General features: G+C 61.7%; 15 protein-coding genes and 1 riboswitch. Of the genes, 1 reads left to right on the forward strand and 14 read right to left on the reverse strand.

Translation table 11 applies throughout. The annotated features are described in order from the left end of the window. Positions 1 to 76: 76 nt before the first annotated feature. Positions 77 to 1,783 carry a 30S ribosomal protein S1 gene (gene rpsA / locus GGR30_RS14955; protein WP_183487689.1) on the reverse strand — a complete coding sequence of 569 codons (1,707 nt, stop codon included), beginning with the start codon at positions 1,781 to 1,783 and terminating at the stop codon, positions 77 to 79. A 171-nt stretch (positions 1,784 to 1,954) separates the two neighbouring features. Further along, positions 1,955 to 2,587, reverse strand: coding sequence for a (d)CMP kinase (cmk, locus tag GGR30_RS14960; RefSeq protein ID WP_183487692.1), 633 nt, complete (start codon positions 2,585 to 2,587; stop codon positions 1,955 to 1,957). A gap of 448 nt (positions 2,588 to 3,035) precedes the next feature. Here cmk and GGR30_RS14965 point away from each other — a divergent pair, with 448 nt between their 5' ends. Continuing rightward, a complete protein-coding gene (locus GGR30_RS14965; protein ID WP_183487695.1) occupies positions 3,036 to 4,712 on the forward strand; it encodes an arylsulfatase in 1,677 nt (558 codons plus the stop codon). A gap of 555 nt (positions 4,713 to 5,267) precedes the next feature. Here GGR30_RS14965 and GGR30_RS14970 read toward each other — a convergent pair. The 12 genes from GGR30_RS14970 to GGR30_RS15025 form a co-directional block, all read right to left on the reverse strand. Beyond that, positions 5,268 to 5,987: a DUF4167 domain-containing protein gene (locus tag GGR30_RS14970; protein ID WP_183487697.1), complete on the reverse strand. Its 720-nt coding sequence runs from the start codon at positions 5,985 to 5,987 to the stop codon at positions 5,268 to 5,270. Positions 5,988 to 6,307: 320 nt separating this feature from the next. Beyond that, positions 6,308 to 7,246, reverse strand: a complete 939-nt coding sequence (prmC, locus tag GGR30_RS14975; protein ID WP_183487699.1) for a peptide chain release factor N(5)-glutamine methyltransferase — start codon at positions 7,244 to 7,246, stop codon at positions 6,308 to 6,310. Continuing rightward, a complete protein-coding gene (gene prfA / locus GGR30_RS14980; protein ID WP_183487701.1) occupies positions 7,185 to 8,267 on the reverse strand; it encodes a peptide chain release factor 1 in 1,083 nt (360 codons plus the stop codon). Before prfA ends, prmC begins: the two co-directional genes overlap by 62 nt. Before the next feature lie 51 nt (positions 8,268 to 8,318). Continuing rightward, positions 8,319 to 10,586 carry a phosphoenolpyruvate--protein phosphotransferase gene (gene ptsP / locus GGR30_RS14985; protein ID WP_183487703.1) on the reverse strand — a complete coding sequence of 756 codons (2,268 nt, stop codon included), beginning with the start codon at positions 10,584 to 10,586 and terminating at the stop codon, positions 8,319 to 8,321. An 85-nt stretch (positions 10,587 to 10,671) separates the two neighbouring features. Beyond that, on the reverse strand, positions 10,672 to 11,922 hold the full coding sequence (locus GGR30_RS14990) for an aspartate kinase (protein ID WP_183487705.1): 1,251 nt from the start codon (positions 11,920 to 11,922) through the stop codon (positions 10,672 to 10,674). A 198-nt stretch (positions 11,923 to 12,120) separates the two neighbouring features. Continuing rightward, positions 12,121 to 12,897 (reverse strand): ABC transporter ATP-binding protein, encoded by a 777-nt coding sequence (locus GGR30_RS14995; protein ID WP_183487910.1) that lies wholly within the window; start codon positions 12,895 to 12,897, stop codon positions 12,121 to 12,123. Beyond that, a complete protein-coding gene (locus GGR30_RS15000; RefSeq protein WP_183487707.1) occupies positions 12,894 to 13,895 on the reverse strand; it encodes a FecCD family ABC transporter permease in 1,002 nt (333 codons plus the stop codon). The genes GGR30_RS14995 and GGR30_RS15000 overlap by 4 nt, the downstream gene beginning before the upstream one ends. After that, positions 13,895 to 14,881 carry an ABC transporter substrate-binding protein gene (locus tag GGR30_RS15005; RefSeq protein WP_183487709.1) on the reverse strand — a complete coding sequence of 329 codons (987 nt, stop codon included), beginning with the start codon at positions 14,879 to 14,881 and terminating at the stop codon, positions 13,895 to 13,897. Before GGR30_RS15005 ends, GGR30_RS15000 begins: the two co-directional genes overlap by 1 nt. After that, entirely contained in the window at positions 14,882 to 16,816 is a 1,935-nt protein-coding gene (locus GGR30_RS15010; protein WP_183487711.1) for a TonB-dependent receptor domain-containing protein, read from the reverse strand. Positions 16,817 to 16,982: 166 nt separating this feature from the next. Then, positions 16,983 to 17,182: riboswitch (cobalamin riboswitch) on the reverse strand. Between the two features lie 89 nt (positions 17,183 to 17,271). Further along, on the reverse strand, positions 17,272 to 18,576 hold the full coding sequence (pncB, locus tag GGR30_RS15015) for a nicotinate phosphoribosyltransferase (protein ID WP_183487713.1): 1,305 nt from the start codon (positions 18,574 to 18,576) through the stop codon (positions 17,272 to 17,274). A gap of 132 nt (positions 18,577 to 18,708) precedes the next feature. Next, positions 18,709 to 18,945 (reverse strand): hypothetical protein, encoded by a 237-nt coding sequence (locus GGR30_RS15020; protein WP_183487715.1) that lies wholly within the window; start codon positions 18,943 to 18,945, stop codon positions 18,709 to 18,711. Between the two features lie 36 nt (positions 18,946 to 18,981). After that, positions 18,982 to 19,203 (reverse strand): hypothetical protein, encoded by a 222-nt coding sequence (locus tag GGR30_RS15025; RefSeq protein WP_183487717.1) that lies wholly within the window; start codon positions 19,201 to 19,203, stop codon positions 18,982 to 18,984. Positions 19,204 to 19,249 lie beyond the last annotated feature (46 nt).

A 19,249-nucleotide genomic window follows, 5' to 3' on the forward strand; every position in this document is an offset into this window, starting at 1 on the left:
CATCTCCGGACCAAAAAGAAAAACCGCCGGGCGTTGCCACCCGGCGGCTTGAACTCAGTCAGTGCAAGCGGAACGCTTACTGGTCGTCGCGGTTCTTCAGAGCCGCGCCCAGGATGTCGCCGAGCGAAGCGCCGCTGTCGGACGAACCGAACTGTGCGACGGCTTCCTTCTCCTCGGCGATTTCAAGCGCCTTGATGGAGAGCATGACCTTGCGGTCGCGCTTGGAGAAGTTGGTGACGCGGGCGTCGAAGACCTGGCCGACGGAGAAACGCTCGGGGCGCTGCTCGTCGCGGTCGCGGGCGAGGTCCGAACGGCGGATGAAGGCCGAAATGTCGTCGTGGTTGACGAGCTTGACCTCGACGCCGCCGTCGTTGACGGCCGTGACTTCGCAGGACACGACAGCACCCTTGCGCAGATCGCCGGAAGCAGCGGCTTCCGTCAGCGAATCCTTGCCGAGCTGCTTGATGCCGAGCGAGATGCGTTCCTTGTCGATATCGACATCGAGAACGACAGCCTTGACGACGTCACCCTTGTTGTACTCCTCGATGACCTGCTCGCCCGGACGGTTCCAGTCGAGATCGGAAAGGTGAACCATGCCGTCGACATCGCCTTCGAGACCGATGAACAGGCCGAATTCGGTCTTGTTCTTGATCTCGCCTTCGACAACCGTGCCGGACGGATGCGAGAAGGAGAAGGCTTCCCACGGATTTTCGAGCGTCTGCTTGAGGCCGAGCGAAATGCGGCGCTTGGCCGGATCGACTTCGAGCACGACGACATCGACATCCTGCGTGGTCGACAGGATCTTGCCGGGGTGAACGTTCTTCTTGGTCCAGGACATTTCCGAGATGTGGATCAGGCCTTCGATGCCCGGCTCCAGCTCGACGAATGCACCATAGTCGGTGATGTTCGTAACCGTACCGGAAATCTTCTTGCCTTCCGGATACTTGGCCTGGATGCCATCCCACGGGTCCGCTTCAAGCTGCTTCATGCCGAGCGAAATGCGGTGCGTTTCCTGGTTGATGCGGATGATCTGAACCTTGACGTTCTGGCCGATGGACAGAAGCTCAGTCGGGTGGTTGACGCGACGCCATGCCATGTCGGTGACGTGCAGCAGACCGTCGATACCGCCGAGATCGACGAAGGCGCCGTAATCGGTGATGTTCTTGACAACACCTTCAACGACCTGGCCCTCTTCGAGGTTCTGGACGATTTCCGAACGCTGTTCCGCACGGCTTTCCTCAAGAACGGTCCGGCGCGAAACGACGATGTTGCCGCGGCGCTTGTCCATCTTGAGGATTTCGAACGGCTGCGGCGTGTGCATCAGCGGGGATACGTCGCGGATCGGACGGATGTCCACCTGGGAACGCGGCAGGAAGGCGATCGCACCGTCGAGGTCAACCGTGAAGCCACCCTTGACCTGGTTGAAGATCTGACCTTCGACGCGTTCGCCGGCCTCGAACTTGGCTTCGAGCTTTACCCAGGCCTCTTCGCGACGGGCCTTCTCACGCGACAGGACAGCCTCGCCCAGCGCGTTCTCGATGCGCTCGACATAGACTTCAACTTCGTCGCCGGCCTTCAGCTCGCCATCCTTGCCGCGCACGCCGAATTCCTTCAGCGGCACACGACCTTCGACCTTCAGGCCGACGTCGATGATGGCCATATCCTTTTCAATGGCGGTGACCAGGCCCTTGGCGACATAGCCTTCGGCAAGATCATTGTTCGCGCCGAAGGATTCCTCGAGCATTGCGGCGAAATCGTCGCGCGTGGGGGTTTGTGCAGTCATAAAAACTCCTGGATCGTGTCGGTCATTTCAGGCCGAGCACGCGTTGCGCCGGTGGCTGGTGTTGATCTTCGGCTGTCACTGCACCCCTCTTCGCCTCTTCCAAGGACAAAAGAGCATTCCGGCGCATGGATGCAGTGAAAACCTTCAATCGCGGAGCTTCCTCCGCATGCATTAAGGGTCAAGCCGCTTGTCCACAAAGGTCAAGGCGGCCTGAAACGCGGCCTCTATACCCATTTTGGACGTATCAAGCAAGTGCGCATCGTCCGCAGGGCGCAAAGGACTGTCCTTTCGCCCCATATCGCGTTCGTCGCGACGGCGCACATCTTCGAGGATCTGCGAGAAATCGGCCTCTTCGCCCTTTGCCGTGATCTCGTCATAGCGCCGTCGGGCCCGGATCTCGGCATCGGCCGTCACATAGAGCTTCACCGGCGCATCGGGGCAGACCACTGTGCCGATGTCGCGACCGTCGAGCACTGCGCCCTTGCCGGAGGCTGCAAAACGCCTCTGGGCATCCACCAGCGCCACGCGCACGGCGGGCATGGCCGCAACCTTCGAAGCCGCCTCGCCGATTTCATGGGCCGAGAGCACCGAACGATCGAGATGGCCAAGGTCGACGCGGGCGGCCATCTCGGCTGCGACAGCCTCGTCGTCAAGCGGTTTTCCTTCGTCAAGCAGCGCCTTGGCGGTCGCCCGGTAGGTCAACCCGGTATCAAGATGCGGAAGGCCGTAATGCCGGGCAAGCTTGCGCGCCAGCGTTCCCTTGCCGGCCGCCGCCGGCCCGTCGATTGCTATCACCAGAGCCATTTGTTCTCCCGCTTCAGCCGGACCATTCCGCGCCTGCCGCCAAGAACGAAAACGCTCCGCCCATCAGATGCGCGCTATGCCGGCCGCCAAGCTTATGTCCTGAAATCACGCCGGCGCTATGGATAGTGCAATGACCGGCCTTTGGCGACCCCTTTGCGGACATTCAGCTTTCCCGGCCGGAGAGAATATGCCCGCAGCATCAGGCCATTCCCCAGCGACATCACCTCCTTCGGGCATGACTTGGCGATGGAGGCCTTCCGTCCGCTTTGCCGCATATCAAATGCGCCCGAAAACAGAGCGCGACACCACCATAACACGAATTACCGGTTGAAAAATACACGGATAAGGAGAATATTGCAGACGTAGTCCGCAATGGCGTTCAATTCAAAAAAGACAGCGCCAGCGGGGATATCTGCGGAAACATCAATCAGGATCTTCGGAGGGAAGCATGCCTCGCAATCTCTTGACCGTTTTGCCTGCAATCGTGTTCGGAATATCCGCCCTCACCTGCTCATCGGCGCTGGCGCAGTCCCCGCCGGACATGCCGGCAAAAGCGGCGCAGAAACCCAACATCCTGCTCATCGTCTCCGACGACACGGGTTATGGCGACCTCGGCCCCTACCTCGGCGGCGAGGAGCGCGGCATGCCGACCCCCAATCTTGACCGATTGGCCGCCGAGGGCATGATCTATACCTCCTTTTATGGTCAGCCCAGCTGCACGCCAGGGCGCGCCGCCATCCAGACCGGCCGCATTCCCAATCGCAGCGGCATGACCACCGTGGCGTTTCAGGGCGAGGGCGGCGGCCTGCCGGCAGCGGAGTGGACACTTGCCTCGCTGCTGAAACAACAGGGCTACGACACCTATTTCACCGGCAAATGGCATCTCGGCGAGGCCGATTACGCGCTGCCCAACGCCCACGGCTACGATGTGATGAAGAATGTGTTCCTGTATCACCTCAGCGCCTATGTCTATGGCGATCCCGAATGGTATCCGGCCATGCCCGAGAATATCCGCGCACAATTTCAGAAAGCGACCAAAGGTTCGCTCTCGGGAAAGGCCGGCGAAACGGCCGTCGAGGATTTCAAGGTCAATGGCGAATATGTCGACACGCCCGACGAGGGCATCGTCGGCATACCGTTCCTGGACGCCTATGTGGAGAATGCGGCGCTGGATTTCATCGAAGACGCGGCAGATGCGGAAAATCCGTTCTTCATCAGTGTCAACTTCATGAAGAACCACCAGCCCAACCTTCCGCATCCCGACTTCATTCACACCTCACTGTCAAAGACGAAATATGCCGATTCAGTCGTTGAGCTCGACACCCGCATCGGCGACTTGCTGGACAAGCTCGATGAAATGGGGTTATCGGACGATACCATCGTCTTCTACACGGTCGACAATGGCGCGTGGCAGGACGTCTATCCGGATTCCGGCTACACGCCCTATCGCGGATCGAAGGGCACCGTTCGCGAAGGCGGCAATCGCGTTCCCGCAATCGCCCGCTGGCCCGGCAGGATCAGTCCCGGCACCCGAACCGCGGCCATTGCCGGCGGGCTCGACCTGATGAAAACATTCGCGTCCGCGGCCGGAATCGATGAGTTGCCGGAAAAAGACCGCGCCGGCGCTCCCATCATTTTCGACAGCTACGACATGACGCCATTATGGGTTGGAAAGCCCGAAGACTACCAGCGTACAAACTGGTTCTATTTCACAGAGAACGAACTGAGCCCGGGCGCGGTCCGCTTCGGTCCCCTCAAGGCGGTCTTCAACCTGCGCGGCGATGACGGCCAACAGACCGGAGGCCTCTCGGTCGACGCCAACCTGGGCTGGAAGGGCCCGGAAAAATACGTGGCCGAGATGCCTCAGATTTTCGATCTGCGCCAGGATCCGCAGGAGCGGTATGACATCTTCATGAACAACTTCGCAACGACCGACTGGTCGTCGCTTCCGCTCAACGCCACGCTCGATGCATTCTTGAAGACCTATGTGAAATACCCGCCCCGCAAATTGCAGAGCGAGGGCTATACGGGACCGATCAGGATCACCGACTACCAGAACTTCGAGTGGGTCCGCGAACAACTGAAGAAGGGCGGCGTCTCTATACCGATGCCGACGGGAAATTAGCTGCCGTAGCCGGCCTGTGGGGCCTTTGCCGAGCATCGCCCATTATGTTCGATCCTGAAGGAAGACGAGGCGTCCTTTTCTCCGAGATCAGTAAACAGAATTCAGGCCGGATATTTCCTAAAAGCGCCGCGACGACTGAAACGGTCGCGGCGTTCATCGTCACTTTCTTTCGGATTCAAAAAATCCCGGCCTGCCATGGCCGGGCTCGTTTTATTGGCGTTGACAAAACTTGTGGCAGACACTCGGAGCCTGCCGACCCTTTGTCCGTCACCCCAGATTTGATCCGGGATTCAGGGCTGCGAAACGCATTGCGTGCAGAGGGCTTATTCTTGATAGTCTTCGAAATTTGGCCCTGGATGCCGGGGCAAAGCCCGGCATGACGGAAGTCACGGCGGGGATTTCTGTCAGCAATTTGAGGCCGGCCTGCTGTCGCTGGGCTTTGGCGCATTTCCCAATCCGGCGGGATCACCTGACGATCGCAAAAAGGCGCCAAAACAAAGACAGGGCGGATTTCCGCGAAAAGCAAACCCGCCCTGAAAGACTGTCACAAAGACATTATTCGGAATCAACTTCCGCCATGGCCGGTTTGCCCTGCTCTTCGCTCGGCTTGGCTTCCGCCTTCGGCGTGCGTTTCCGGCGAACCGGCTTTTTCGGCGCGGCGTCTTCGCTTTCGCCGGAATTCTCGGAGCCGCTTGCTGCGGCGGTATTGCCCTCTTCGCCGGTATTTTCGGCCGCAGCGCGCTTGGTGCGGCGCGGGCGGCTTGCGGCGGGTGAACGGCGGCGCGATTTCGGTGCCGGCTGGCCATCGGCCTCTTCGGCGGCCACTTCGGCGGGCGTTCCGTCGATCACCGGCTGCGGGCCATCGGCATCCACCTGCTGTTCCTGCTTGCGCTGCTGTTCCTTGCGCTCGCTGCGCTCTTCGGATGACGACTGATTGCTGTTGTTGTTGCCCTTCTTGGCCGCAGCCTCGTCATTGTCGTCGTCGGAGCGGTCGTCACGCTGATGGCGTTCCTGAAGCTGAGACTGGGCGGCGGCAATGATGCGGTTGTAGTGCTCGGCATGCTGGAGATAGTTCTCCGCCATCACCCGGTCGCCCGCCCCTTGCGCATCACGCGCGAGCGACATGTATTTTTCCGCAACGTGCTGCGCGGTGCCCCGCACCTTCACATCAGGACCGGAACTGTCATAGGTCCGGGTCAGCGGGTTGGCGCCCTTGCGGTTGAAATTATTGCCGCCGCGCCCCCGGCTGCGCTTATTCTGCTGTCCTGACCTCATGGAGTATTCACCTGAATTTTCTGTCAATGGTCGAGCTTCGCCCTTGGCCGTTCCCGCATCAGCGGAACACGGCGGCACAGCCCCGTTGGCAGGGCAAATAACCCGCTGCCATTCGTGGAATCCAAATACCTGAATCACGCAAAAGACGGCATGTCACAATGAACCAACATTGGACGGAAAACCTTGAGACTGTTGCAAAGCGACGAATCGCTCGTTTCGTTCAGTCACCGTTTTGCGTGGGTGCAACCTATCGTGCTTATTCTAAAATTCCAAGCCCTTTCTTCGCCTGTTTGCAAAAAGGCCGGACGCAGCCTTATTTTTCAGCTTTTCCGGGCACTTGTAAAAATGACAACGCGGTCATTTCCACCGAGATCCTTGTGAGATTGTGCAAGTGCGAACCCTTTTTCGGAGAAGATCGCGGTTACTGCGTCCTTCTGGTCAAAACCGATTTCGAGCGCGATGACGCCATCCTCGGCCAGATGATCGCCGGTTTTGGCGGCGATCGCGCGGTAGGCGTCAAGACCGTCCTTGCCGCCGTCAAGCGCAAGGGCGGGATCATGGTCCTTCACCTCAGGCGCAAGAGTTTCGATCAAGTCCGAGACGATATAGGGCGGGTTTGACACGATCATGTCGAACTTCCCGCGCACCGCACTGAACCACGTGCCGCACACCGTGTCTAAACGATCCGCGACACCATTGATCAAGGCATTGGCGCGCGCGGTTTCAAGTGCCCCGTCGGCAATATCCGTCGCAAGCGCGCGCGCTTGCGCGCAATTCTTCAACAGAGCGATCGCAATCGCACCGGTTCCCGTGCCAAGATCGATCAGCCTTACCTTGCCTTTGCGCTTCGCCGCAGCGTCTAGCCAGGGCAGTGCGCTTTCGACAAGAATCTCCGTATCCGGGCGCGGTTCCAGCGTATCCGCAGACAGCATGAAATCGAGGCCATAGAATTCGCGCGCGCCAAGAATGCGATAGACCGGTTCGCGGGCAAGCCGCCTTTCGACCGCCGCGGCAACGGCCGCTTCCTCGTCGGCATCCATCTGGCGGGCACCCTCGGTCATCATCTCCGTGAGGCTCAGCCCCAGCACGCCGCTCACGAGATGACGCGCGTCTTCGGCGGGCGTTTCCAGCCCCGCCGTCTCAAAGGCGGCAGCCGCCTTGCGATAAAGCCCCTGAAGCGTCGCCACGTCCACGCCCTCAGCCGGCCTGAGCGCCCAGGAGGGCGAGCTGGCCAGCCTGATGATCGGCGACAAGCGCATCGACCACCTCATCGAGATCGCCGGCGATCACCTGGTCGAGCTTGTAGAGCGTCAGGTTGATGCGATGGTCGGTAACGCGGCCCTGCGGAAAATTATAGGTGCGGATGCGCTCGGAACGGTCGCCGGAACCGACCTGGGATTTGCGGTCGGCGGAGCGCTCGCTGTCTGCGCGCTGACGCTCCATGTCGAAGAGCTTGGCACGCAAAACCTGCATGGCCTTGGCCCGGTTCTGGTGCTGGGATTTTTCCGAACTGGTAACGACGATCCCGGTCGGGATATGGGTGATGCGCACGGCCGAATCCGTCGTATTCACGTGCTGACCGCCGGCGCCTGACGAGCGCATCGTGTCGATGCGGATGTCTTCCTGGCGCACCTCGATATCGATGTCCTCGGCTTCCGGCAGGACGGCGACGGTTGCCGCCGAAGTGTGGATGCGCCCGCCGGCTTCCGTTTCCGGCACGCGCTGAACGCGATGCACGCCGGATTCGAATTTCAGCCTCGAGAACACACCCCTGCCGGAAACCGAGGCAATGATTTCCTTGTAGCCGCCGGCATCGCCCTCGCTTGCGGAAAGCACTTCCACCTTCCAGCCCTTGTCCGATGCATAGCGCTCATACATGCGGAACAGGTCGCCGGCAAAAAGGGCGGCCTCCGAGCCACCGGTGCCCGCGCGGATTTCCAGAACGGCGCTTTTCTCATCCGCCGCATCGCGCGGCAGCAAGAGTAGCTGGATTTCGCCGGTCAGCGCCTCGATGCGCTCTTCAAGCTCCGGCACTTCCATATCGGCAAGCTCGCGCATTTCCTTTTCGGTTGTACGGTCGGCAAGAAGGCTCTCGAGATCGGCGAGCTCGCTTTCGGCGGACTGGTAGTCGCGGATTTTAGCCACAACCGGTTCCAGCTCGGCATATTCGGAGGCGAGCTTCACATAGGTCTCTGCGTCGGGGCCTGACGACATACGCGCCTCAACCTCGGCAAACCGCCGTTCCAGTTCCCGCAACTTTTCCTGTGGTAGCCTCGCCACGCGTCGTTCTCTCTGCTTGTTTTTCGTGTTGTTGCCGCTTTTCCAGCGTCGCTAGAGCGGAATATTGTGATCGCTGGCGAAGCGCTCAAGAAGCGCGCGCATCGGCGTCAGGTTCGACGGGTCGTCGAGCGCAGCGTTCACAACCTCGCTGACGGCGGAAATATCGAGGCCGAGCAGCATCGCCTTGACCGGGCCGATCGCCGTTGCCGACATCGACACGGAGCGATAGCCGATTGCAAACAGCGCCAGCGCCGAGATCGGCTTGCTCGCATATTCGCCGCACAGCGTCACCGGCACATTATTGCGCTCCCCGGCGCGCACGATATCACGCAGCATGCGGAGGAAAGGCTTGCTGACCGTGTCGTAGCGGTCGGAGACCCGGGCATTGCCGCGGTCGATCGCCATGAAGAACTGGTAGAGATCGTTGGAACCAACCGAAACGAAATCGACCTCGGCCATCAGTTCGTCCATCTCGTAAAGCAGCGCCGGCACTTCCAGCATCGCGCCGAGCTCGATCCTGCGCGGCACCTGGTGTCCGAAACGGGCGAGATGCTGGACTTCCTTGGCCATCAGCGCCCGCGCCTCGCGGATTTCGCCAACCTCGGAGACCATCGGCACCATCACCTTCAGCGTCTCGCCGGCCGCCGCCTTCATCAAGGCGCGCAACTGCATGCGCAGGAGATAGGGCCGGTCGAGCGCAAGCCGGATGGCGCGCCAGCCCATGGCCGGGTTTTCCTCTTCCTGGGCGCGGAAGTAGGAGACCATCTTGTCGGAGCCGATATCGAGCGTGCGGAACGTGACGGGACGATTGCCCGCATGATCGAGCACCTGGCGATAGAAACTCTCCTGTTCGGCCGCCTTCGGCATGCGCGAGGCGATCATGAACTGCAGTTCGGTTCGAAACAGGCCGATCCCTTCCGCCCCCGAATCGTCGAGCTGCGGCAGGTCGACCAGAAGCCCGGCATTCATCATCAGCCTGACCGGCACGCCATCCGCCGAGACCGGATCGACGGAGCGAAGCGCCCGGAACTGCTCCTGGCGGCGCGCCCTGAGCCTCAGCTTTTCCTCATACGCAGTGATGACTGCATCGAGCGGGCGGACATGCACCTCGCCATCGTCGCCATCAACGATGATCGCGTCGCCGTTTTCCACCTGGGCGGCAACACCCGTTGCCTGGCCGATGACCGGGATGCCCATGGCGCGCGCGACGATGATGACGTGGCTGGTCGCGGCCCCCTCCTCGAGCACGAGGCCGCGCAGCTTTTCGCGCGGATAATCGAGAAGCTCTGCAGCCCCCATGGCCCGCGCCACGATAACCGCGTCCCCGGGAAAGTTTTCGCCGTCGGTGTCGACCGCATGACCGGTTAACTGACGCAGCAGCCGGTTCGCAAGATCATCGAGGTCGTGCATGCGGTCGCGCATGAAGGGATCGGTGAGCCGGATCATTCGCGCCTTGGTGTCGCTTTGAACCTTTTCGACGGCGCCTTCGGCCGTCAGCCCCAGCATGATCGCCTCTTCCAGCCGGCGGACCCAGCCTCGGTCATGGGCAAACATGCGGTAGGTTTCCAGCACCTCGCGATGCTCGCCCTCGGCAGAAACATCATTGCGCTGCAGAAGCTCGTCGATCGAAAACCTGAGCTTTTCCATGGCCGCCCGCAGCCGCGCGATCTCGGCGTCGCTGTCCTCGTTGACGAGGTTGTTGATCATGATGCGCGGTTCGTGCAACACGGCATGGCCAAGCGCGATGCCCTCGCCATAGGCATCGCCGGAAAGCGAGACCGTACGGGTCAGATCGAGCTCCATACCGGGCCTGGTGATCTTCTTGAGGTCGCCGGAGGCGATCAGTTCGGCAAGCAGCATCGCCGCCGTCTGCAGCGCCTCGACCTCTTCCTCGCTATAGGCATGCTCGTCGGTGTTCTGCACCACGAGAACGCCGAGCGTACGGCCGGCGCGCAGGATCGGCACGCCAAGGAAGGAGTGATAGATTTCCTCGCCTGTTTCCGGCAGGTATCGGAAGGCGGGATGCGACTGGGCATCGGAAAGGTTCAGCGGCCGCGCGGACGCCGCGATCGTGCCCACCAGGCCCTGGCCCATGCGCAGGCTCGCCAGGTGAACCGCATCGCGCTTCAGCCCCTGCGTCGCGTAGAGCTCGAGCACGCTGTCGGCGCGAAGCACATAGACCGAGCACACAGCCGCGACCATGTTGTCGGCGATCTGGCCGACAATGCGGTCAAGGCGGTCCTGCGGCTCCAGCGGCTCGGCCATCAGTTCCCTGAGCCGCTTCAGCAGAATGCGCGGGCTCGGTGCTTGGTGGTTCATAGCAGTCTGTCCCCGGTGGAGAAACCGACAAGGTTTCAGTCGGACCGTTCCGAAACGACGACGTTTGCGGACAATCCGTTACGGCTTATTTATCGAGACCGTAGCAGGAATGCAAAGTTCTGACAGCAAGCTCGGCATAGGCGCCGTCGATCAGGATCGAAATCTTGATCTCGGACGTGGTGATCGCCTTGATGTTGATGCCCTTCTGAGACAGCGCCTTGAAGGCCGATGCGGCGACGCCGGAATGCGAGCGCATGCCGATGCCGATCACCGAAATCTTGGCAAGTTCCGTCTCGCTCTGGATCGCGTCATAGCCGATCTCGGAATGCTTGGCGGCAAGGGCGGCCTTGGCCTTTTCCACGTCGGAGGCCGGCACGGTGAAGGTCATGTCGGTGTGGGTGCCGTCCTCGGAAATATTCTGGACGATCATGTCGACATTGACATGGGCCTCGGCAAGCGGCCCGAAAATGGCGGCGGCAACGCCCGGGCGGTCTTCCACGCGGCGCAGCGAGATCTGCGCCTCATCCTTGGCATACGCGATGCCGGTCACGACTTCCTGTTCCAAAATCTCATCCTCGTCGCAAATCAGGGTTCCGGGCGGATTGTCGAAGTCGCCCATGCCCGGCGCATCCGGCGCCTCGAAACTGGAGCGCACGAATGTGCGCACTTTATGGACCATGGCCAGTTCGACGGAGCGCACCTGCAGCACCTTGGCGCCGAGCGAGGCCATTTCCAGCATTTCCTCGAATGCCACCTTCTTCATGCGCTTCGCCTTCGGCTCGACGCGCGGATCGGTGGTGTAGACGCCGTCGACATCGGTGTAGATATCGCAGCGATCGGCGTTGACGGCAGCGGCAATCGCCACGGCCGATGTATCCGAACCGCCGCGCCCCAGCGTCGCGATCCGGTTATCCGGGCCGATGCCCTGGAAACCGGCGCAAACGGCAACCTGGCCCTCGCCCATGCGCTTGACGATATCCGAACCGTCGATATCGGCGATCCGCGCCGCCCCATGGGTGCTATCGGTCCTGATCGGCAACTGCCAGCCCTGCCATGAACGGGCGTTGACACCCATCGACTGCAGCACGATCGAAAGGAGCCCGGAGGTCACCTGTTCGCCAGAGGAGACGACGACATCATATTCGCGCGCATCATGCATCGGCGAGGCTTCGCGGGTCCACTCGACCAGTTCATTGGTCTTGCCGGCCATGGCGGAGACGACGACGGCAACCTCGTGGCCAGCATCGACCTCACGTTTGACATGGCGCGCCACATTGCGGATTCGCTCGATATTGGCGACAGAGGTGCCGCCGAATTTCATGACAATGCGGGCCATATTCCAACACTCGAATTCAAGACGTCCGAAAGCGATGGCGGACGCGACACCATGGCAGTCCCCTTGCGGCCCGTCGGCGGCCGGCTTTGGTCGCGACCGGACTCAAATGCCGGGAAAGCTGCGGTTTCTTAGCGAAATCGAACCCCGCGCGCAATGGCGCTTGGCAAGAGTTTGGCAGGCCTTTTGGCCGAAGACGCGCTATTTTTCGGAAAGGCCGGTCGGCATGACCACCGGCCCGCCATTCGCATGCCCGAAAAAAGCCTCCACGCCGTAGACCTGGCGCAGGTTTTGCGGCGTAAGGACGCTGGACGGCGGGCCGTCGGCAATGATGTGCCCTTGCGCCAGCATCACCAGCCGCGTGCACCAGCGCGCCGCCAATCCCAGATCGTGCAGTGAGCAGACGACCGAGCGCCCCTCGCGCAGAAGCGAGCCGAACACCTCCATCAACGCGATCTGGTGGGCGGGATCGAGGCCCGCCACCGGCTCGTCGGCGACCAGGAGCGGCGTTGCCTGGGCAAGCGTCCGCGCGATCAGCACCCGCGCGCGTTCGCCGCCGGAAAGCGTGTCGGCGCGCCGGTCCGCAAGCGTATCGACGCCCATGCGCTCCATCGCCCTGGCGATGATCTGACCGCCGGCATAATCGCCAAAGGCGGAGCATTCGCGCCAGGGCTGACGGCCGAGACCGACGACATGCCGCACGGCCACGGCCCAGGCGATCTCATGTTCCTGCGGGAGATAGGCGATGGCCCGAGCGCGCTGAAGCGGCGTCATCCGGGCAAGCGGCGTATCCATCACATGAACGTTGCCGGACGCGCGGGTGAGGCCGAGGCAGGCTTTCAGCAGCGTTGTCTTGCCTGCCCCATTGGGCCCGATCAGACCGACAAGCTCGCCGTGGCCGACCGAAAAGCCGACATTGTCGATGATGGCGCGCCCGCCGATGCGGACGGTGAGGTTGTCGACGGAGAGCAACATCAGATCAGCTCCCGCCGCGTCTTGAAGATCAGCCACAGGAAAAAGGGTGCGCCGACCAGCGCCGTTACAACGCCGATCTTGAGATCGCGATCGGGCGCCACCAGCCGGACGGCAACATCGGCGGCGAGCAGCACCGAAGCCCCGCCAAGTGCGCTTGCAGGCAGCAACCGCGACGGCACGGCGCCGACGAGCGGCCTGAGAAGATGCGGCACCACCAGCCCGACAAAGCCGATCGTGCCCGAGACGGCTGTCGCCGCTCCCACACTCGCCGCAACGCCCCAGATGACCAACCGCTCGGTCGCCTTCGGCGAAATCCCGAGACTGGCGGCGGCATCGTGACCAAGCATCATCGCGTCAAGCGCGCGCGCGGAAGAAAAAAGCAGCACCCAGCCGAACGCCATGAAGGGAGCCGCCAGCCAGAACTGGAGCATGGAACGATCGGCAAGCGAGCCCAGCATCCAGTAAAGAATCTCCATTGCGGCAAAGGGATTGGGTGAAAGATTGAGCGCCAGCGCTGTCATGGCGCCGGCAAAACTCGTGACAGCTACACCGGCGAGGATGATCGTCAGGCTGCGCGCGGCACCGCCTGCCAGGAAGCGTACAAGCACAACCGATCCAAACGCAAAAACGAGCGCCAGAATGGGCAGCGCCAGGGCAAACAACGCCGAAAGCCCGGTATAGATCGCGATCACGGCCCCAAGCGAGGCGGAGGCGGAAACGCCGAGCAGACCGGGCTCGGCCAGCGGATTGCGCAGATAGCCCTGCAGCACCGCGCCCGAAAGCCCGAGCGTTGCCCCGATCGACAGCCCGAGCAGCGCGCGCGGCAGGCGGATCTCCTGCATGATCAGCGCGACCGCGCCGGCATCGCCGCTGAAAAGACCGGAAAGCGCGGCACGAAAGCCGAAGCCTGCCGGTCCGACTGTCAGCGAGGCCAGAAACAGGAAAACCACGAGCAGGCCGAGACCGGCAAGAAGGCGGAAATAGCGATAGTCTTCAGTCATTAGTCATTGCCCGCGCCCCTGGAGCGAATCTGCCATTCGCTGAAACGGGGATCCGCTGCGCTCATCTGCCCGTCGGCTTTGTTGCCTTGCTCGTTCGGTTCTGTCCCGTTGCCCGAAGCATCCGGAATATCCCCCTTCAAACGGGAAATGGCTTCAAGATTGAAGGGACCGCCGCAGATCGTCAACCGGCTGGGAAGGTCGACGAATTCGGCAGCCTCGACGGCCGAAAGAAAGGCCGGATGGGCGAATGGCGCTTCGGCAAGAGCCGGCGCATCATAGCCGCTGTCGCCGCCGACGATGACATCTGGCGCGGCCATGATCAGGCGTTCGAGCGGCAGGCGGCCAAGCCCGTCGATGCCGGCGTCAATGCCGATATTGTCGAGACCGGCATCGGCGACGAGATCGCCGGCAAGCGTGTTCTCGCCCGACGTGTAGCCATTCGCGTAATAAAGAGCCGCCGTCCCGCCGCCCGCAGGCTTTGCGAGGAGCGCCGCCCGCGCTCGGTCCATGTCTTCGACAAGCCTCTCGGCGGCCTGTTCATGACCGAGCAGGTGCCCCATTCGCAGAAGGTTCTCCCGCACATCCTCAAGCGAAGCCTCGGGCGCGAACTCGGCCACGGATATGCCGAGCCGTTTCAGCAGATCGACGGTCTCTCGCGTGGTGTAGCTGCCGGCCAGCACCAGATCGGGCTTCATCAGGAAGACTTCCTCGGCCAGGCCATGATTGAGCCTGTAGCCCCTCGCCTCCTCCGCCATCGCCGAAACCGCCGGATCGGCGGCAAGGTTCGACACCGAGACGAGCTGGCCGTCTCCGGCAAGCAGCATCGCCATCTGGTCGGTGCACAGATTGATCGAGACGACGCGGGCCGGGGCGAAGCTTTCATGATGGGCAAAGGCCGGGCCACAAACCGGCAGGACGGGAAGGAGGCCGGCGCAGAGGCTCGCGAGCTTCAAGAGATTTCGAGCCGAAAGCGCCGACCGCAACATCTAGAACGTCCTCTGGTAGGAAAGCGTCACCGTGGTACCGGGCGCCTTGTAGCCATAGGTGGTCTCATAGTCTTCATCGAACAGATTCTCCACCGCGAACTTGACCCTTGCCGCCGGATCGATGTCGTAGAGCGCCGAGACGTTGACCACCGTGTAATCGCCAAGCTGCGGATTATAGCTTGCCGTGTTTGTCCAGCGGCTGCCGACATATTCGATATCGGCATTCAGATTGAGCGCTTCGGTGGCCTGAAAGCTTGCCGCAGCCGTCAGCTTCAGCCGGTTCTGGTTGGCGATGTAGACATCATCCGTCTCGTTCTTCGGCAGGCGGTATTCGAAGCCGAAATCGAGACCGAGCCGGTCATCCATCAGAGCCTCGGACCAGACGGCCCGCACGCCGGAAATCTTTGCCCTGTCGATGTTCTCCATCGTGCCGATATAGGACGGCGGCGCGGAGACATAGGCGATCATGTCGTCGATATGGTTTTCATAATAGACGAGATCGATGACCGTGCCGGTCCCCGAATCCCAGTTGATGCCGGCTTCCCAGTTCTTCGATGTCTCGGCATCAAGATCGGGGTTGCCCACATAGGAACCGTCATAGGCCCAGTAGAGATCGTTGAAGGTGGGGGCATTGAAGCCGGTCGAATAGGAAGCGCGCGCCGTCAGACCGGGCAAGAGTTCGTAACCGAGGCCGAGATTATAGGTAAGCGCACCGCCGAACTGTTCGTCGGCATCATAGCGCAGACCGGCGTTCGCCGTCAGCGCCTCATATTCGAGGCCGTACTGGCCGTAGACAGCGCCGACATTGCGGCCGGTTTCGGTGTAGTCGACCGAACTGTTCACCGTCTCGCGATAGGCCTCGCCGCCAAGGGTGAAGCTGTTGAGCGCGTCGCCGGCGATCACCTCCTTCGTGGTCGAGGCGGAAAAGCCGAACCGGTTGGTATCGTAATGGGTTTCGGCTTCCGGATGGTCGTCGCGGAAGTTTTTCTGGTAATCGAAGGCCGAATAGATCTCGAAGACGGAGGACCAGTCATCGGAATGATCGAGTTCCGCGCCGAGCTTGAAGGCGGCATTGGTCTGGATCGCCTGATTGGCGCCGTAGACCATGGCGCCGGTCATCCAGTCGGCATAGGGCGCCGCGTCGAAATGCGGGTTGGAGCGGGCGTAAAAGCCCTCCGAATAAAGCCGGCCCCAGGTGAAGTCCTTGCCGATCGAATAATTGAACGCGCCCTGCAGGAAACCGTCGCGGCCCGCCTCATGCACGGAGTTCTGCGGCGTGGTGAAGTCATAGCCCTCGGTTCCAAGCAGCGAGAGGCCGAAGTTGAAGTCGACGCCATTGCCCGTGATCCCGCGGGTCGCGATTGTGCCGAAGCCGCCCCAGGGCCAGGTCACGCCAGTCTCGACCGTGGTGCAGATTGCCTGGCCATTGGCGCAGGTCGAGCCGTCCCTGGTGATGATGTTGACGACGCCGCCGATCGCATCCGCGCCCCATTCGGCGGAATGCGCGCCCTCGGCGATCTCGACCCGCTCGATCGCCGACAGCGGAATATTGGCGAGATAGGCCGAACCGCCGGTGGCGGAGGCCACCCGCATGCCGTCGACCAGCACCAAAGTCTGCGACGCGCTGGCGCCGCGCAGCGTGATCGTCGCCTGCGCGCCCTGGCCGCCATTCGCGGTAATGTTGACGCCCGGATATTTCCTCAGCAGCGACGGCAGGTCGGGCGCTGCCGATCTTTCGATATCCTCCTTGTCGATCACGGTCACCGTCGAGGTCGACTGCAGGATCGTGGAAGGGCGGCGCAGCGGCGTGGTCACATAGACCGGCTGCAGTTCGATCGCACCATCTTCGATAAACCCGGCATCCTGGGCGAGCACCCCTTGCGCCGGCGTCAGGATCAGGAACGCGGCAGAGGCCGCAAGCATGGCATTCTTCATTGACTATCCCCAAGCGGCTGGCGCGTGGCCAACCGAAAAAGCCCGTCGGGGAAGAAAGAGAGACCGGCAGTTCACCCGGTCGCGATCCTGTCCCGTCGGCGGCAACATCGTTTCGAAATGTCACCGCGACGGCAGACCGCGCCAAAACAAGAACCCCGTGTTCCGGCATGGGTGACGGGATCGGGCAGGTCTCCTGGCTTCCGCGTCATCGCCATTGTTTCCGTCTTCCCGGATGAATCCAGTGACATTTGGAAACGGCTCAGCGGCTACAGTTGCGGGGGCAGCCACGGATTTTGAGCAAACGCCCTGTCCCGTGTTCCCTTTTCATCCGTCCTTTCAAACGGAACCTGATCCGCGCGCAATCTACGCGGCGGGCAGACATCAAGTCAATGAACCCTGCCGTGTCGTTTGTAGGAACAATTTCAATCTATTGCGTTTCGGCCACAGGCTGGCGCTCAGACCAGAACCGGCTGGTTGTGCATGTCCTCGGAACCGAAGAACTTCAGGTAGCGCTCGACTTCCTTCGGGTCGCCTGTCGCCTTCTGTGGATTGTCCGAAAGCTTGACCGCCGGGCGGCCGTTGGCGTCGGATACCTTGCAGACGATCGAGATCGGCTTCAGCCCGCCGACGCGGTGCGGCGCGCAGCCGATGAAGTCATTGGTGAGATTGGTGCCCCAGCCGAAGCTCATGCGCACCCGGCCCTGGAAATGCTTGTAGGCCTCGATGATGGCGTCAACATCGAGACCGTCGGAAAAGATCAGGATCTTCTCGCGCGGATCGCGGCCCATCTTTTTCCACCAGTCGATGATCTTCTCGCCGCCCTCGATCGGCGGGGCGCTGTCGGGGCGGAAACCGGTCCAGTCGGCAACCCAATCCGGCGCGTTGCGTAGGAACGCTGTCGTGCCATAGGCGTCTGGCAGCGCGATCAGCAAATTTCCGCCGTAAAGCTTGTTCCAGTCCTGCATCACCTTGTAGGGCGCTGCCGCCAACGCCTCATCCGTTTCGGCGAGCGCTGCGGCAACCATGGGAAGCTCGTGCGCATTGGTGCCGACAGCCTCAAGATCCGTATCCATGGCCAGAAGCACGTTGGAAGTGCCGGTAAAGGCCGGGCCGATGCCTTCCTTCAGCGCTTCCACGCACCAGCGCTGCCACAGGAAGGAATGCCGGCGGCGCGTGCCGAAATCGGAAATCCGCAGGCCTTCGAGAGCGGCCAACCGCTCCACCTTCGCCCACATCTTGGCTTTCGCACGAGCATAGGTGACGTCGATGGTGAAAAGGCCGAGATCCTTCATCGCCGCACGCGAGCGCAGTTCGTTGATGATGCACAGCGCCGGAATCTCCCACATCGTGGTTTCCATCCAGCTTCCGTGGAAGTCGAGCTGGTACTGGCCGTCGCGCTTGGTCAGTTCATATTCGGGCAGGCGGAAATTGGCGAGCCAGGTCAAAAACTCCGGCTCGAAGATCTGCGAGCGACCGTAAAACGAGTTACCCGCAAGCCAGATCATCTCCTTCTTGGTGAGCCTGATCTCGCGCGCATGGTCAAGCTGGTCGCGCAACTCGCTCTCGTCGATCTCGTCGGCAAGGCGCACCGAGGTCGTGCGGTTGATCACCGAGAATGTCGCATTGACGTCCGGATACAGCTTCCAGATCATCTGCAGCATCAAAAGCTTGTAGAAATCGGTATCCAGCAGGCTGCGGATGATCGGGTCGAGTTTCCAGCTATGGTCGTAGACCCGCGTTGCAATATCGGTCTTCGGCATCGCTCTTCGGCCTTTCGAGCCGCCCCTCAGGCGGAAAAAACGCTGGAAAGGGCCGCCATGCCGCCCTTTCGGGCCCATGACTTAGCTGTAAAGGCGATGAAAAGTCCAGAGCCGTTTTGCTCGAATTGAGCTTTACTGGGCCGGCGCCTGTTCCGTCTGGGCGGCATCCTCGGTCACGGTCTCGACCGCTGGGTCGCCGCCGCGCGGAGCAAAGAGTTCCACGGCGCCCCAGACCAGAAAGGCCAGGACCAGACCGCCGGCCAGGATGGCGAGCACCGGTCGTCCGCGTTCGGAGTGGCGTGCTTCGGTCGGGGTCACGTCGACCTCGACATCCTCGGGACGGTTTCCCGTCTTCTTCTTCTCAACCATTGTCTACCTCCCGTATCGTTTCTCCTGCGGGAAGGATCAGCCCGCACCGGGCGCGCCGAACAGCCACGAAGCGCCACCCCAGATCAGCACCACGGCGACCATGATGGCGATGATGACCATGATCACGGTCTGGCCGCGATTAAGGTGCCGCTTCTCGGTCTCGGGCACGCGGGTGTCGTCCTCGTTCTTCTGCGGGTAATTGTCCTCGCCCGGGTATTTGACAGGGCGGCCTTCCTTCGGATCGAAATGCGTCGTCATGTCGTTCTCCTTGGCCTCCGCGCAGGATCGGCGGAGGGTTCTGTTC

Source organism: Martelella radicis (assembly GCF_014196625.1).
In the GTDB taxonomy this organism is placed as follows: Bacteria; Pseudomonadota; Alphaproteobacteria; order Rhizobiales; family Rhizobiaceae; genus Martelella; species Martelella radicis.

Coding starts and splice junctions, on each gene's coding strand:
- rpsA (WP_183487689.1), bottom strand. CDS start 1,783: ATGACTGCACAAACCCCCACGCGCGACGATTTCGCCGCAATGCTCGAG.
- cmk (WP_183487692.1), bottom strand. CDS start 2,587: ATGGCTCTGGTGATAGCAATCGACGGGCCGGCGGCGGCCGGCAAGGGA.
- GGR30_RS14965 (WP_183487695.1), top strand. CDS start 3,036: ATGCCTCGCAATCTCTTGACCGTTTTGCCTGCAATCGTGTTCGGAATA.
- GGR30_RS14970 (WP_183487697.1), bottom strand. CDS start 5,987: ATGAGGTCAGGACAGCAGAATAAGCGCAGCCGGGGGCGCGGCGGCAAT.
- prmC (WP_183487699.1), bottom strand. CDS start 7,246: ATGCGCTTGTCGCCGATCATCAGGCTGGCCAGCTCGCCCTCCTGGGCG.
- ptsP (WP_183487703.1), bottom strand. CDS start 10,586: ATGAACCACCAAGCACCGAGCCCGCGCATTCTGCTGAAGCGGCTCAGG.
- GGR30_RS14990 (WP_183487705.1), bottom strand. CDS start 11,922: ATGGCCCGCATTGTCATGAAATTCGGCGGCACCTCTGTCGCCAATATC.
- GGR30_RS15000 (WP_183487707.1), bottom strand. CDS start 13,895: ATGACTGAAGACTATCGCTATTTCCGCCTTCTTGCCGGTCTCGGCCTG.
- GGR30_RS15005 (WP_183487709.1), bottom strand. CDS start 14,881: ATGTTGCGGTCGGCGCTTTCGGCTCGAAATCTCTTGAAGCTCGCGAGC.
- GGR30_RS15010 (WP_183487711.1), bottom strand. CDS start 16,816: ATGAAGAATGCCATGCTTGCGGCCTCTGCCGCGTTCCTGATCCTGACG.
- pncB (WP_183487713.1), bottom strand. CDS start 18,576: ATGCCGAAGACCGATATTGCAACGCGGGTCTACGACCATAGCTGGAAA.
- GGR30_RS15020 (WP_183487715.1), bottom strand. CDS start 18,945: ATGGTTGAGAAGAAGAAGACGGGAAACCGTCCCGAGGATGTCGAGGTC.
- GGR30_RS15025 (WP_183487717.1), bottom strand. CDS start 19,203: ATGACGACGCATTTCGATCCGAAGGAAGGCCGCCCTGTCAAATACCCG.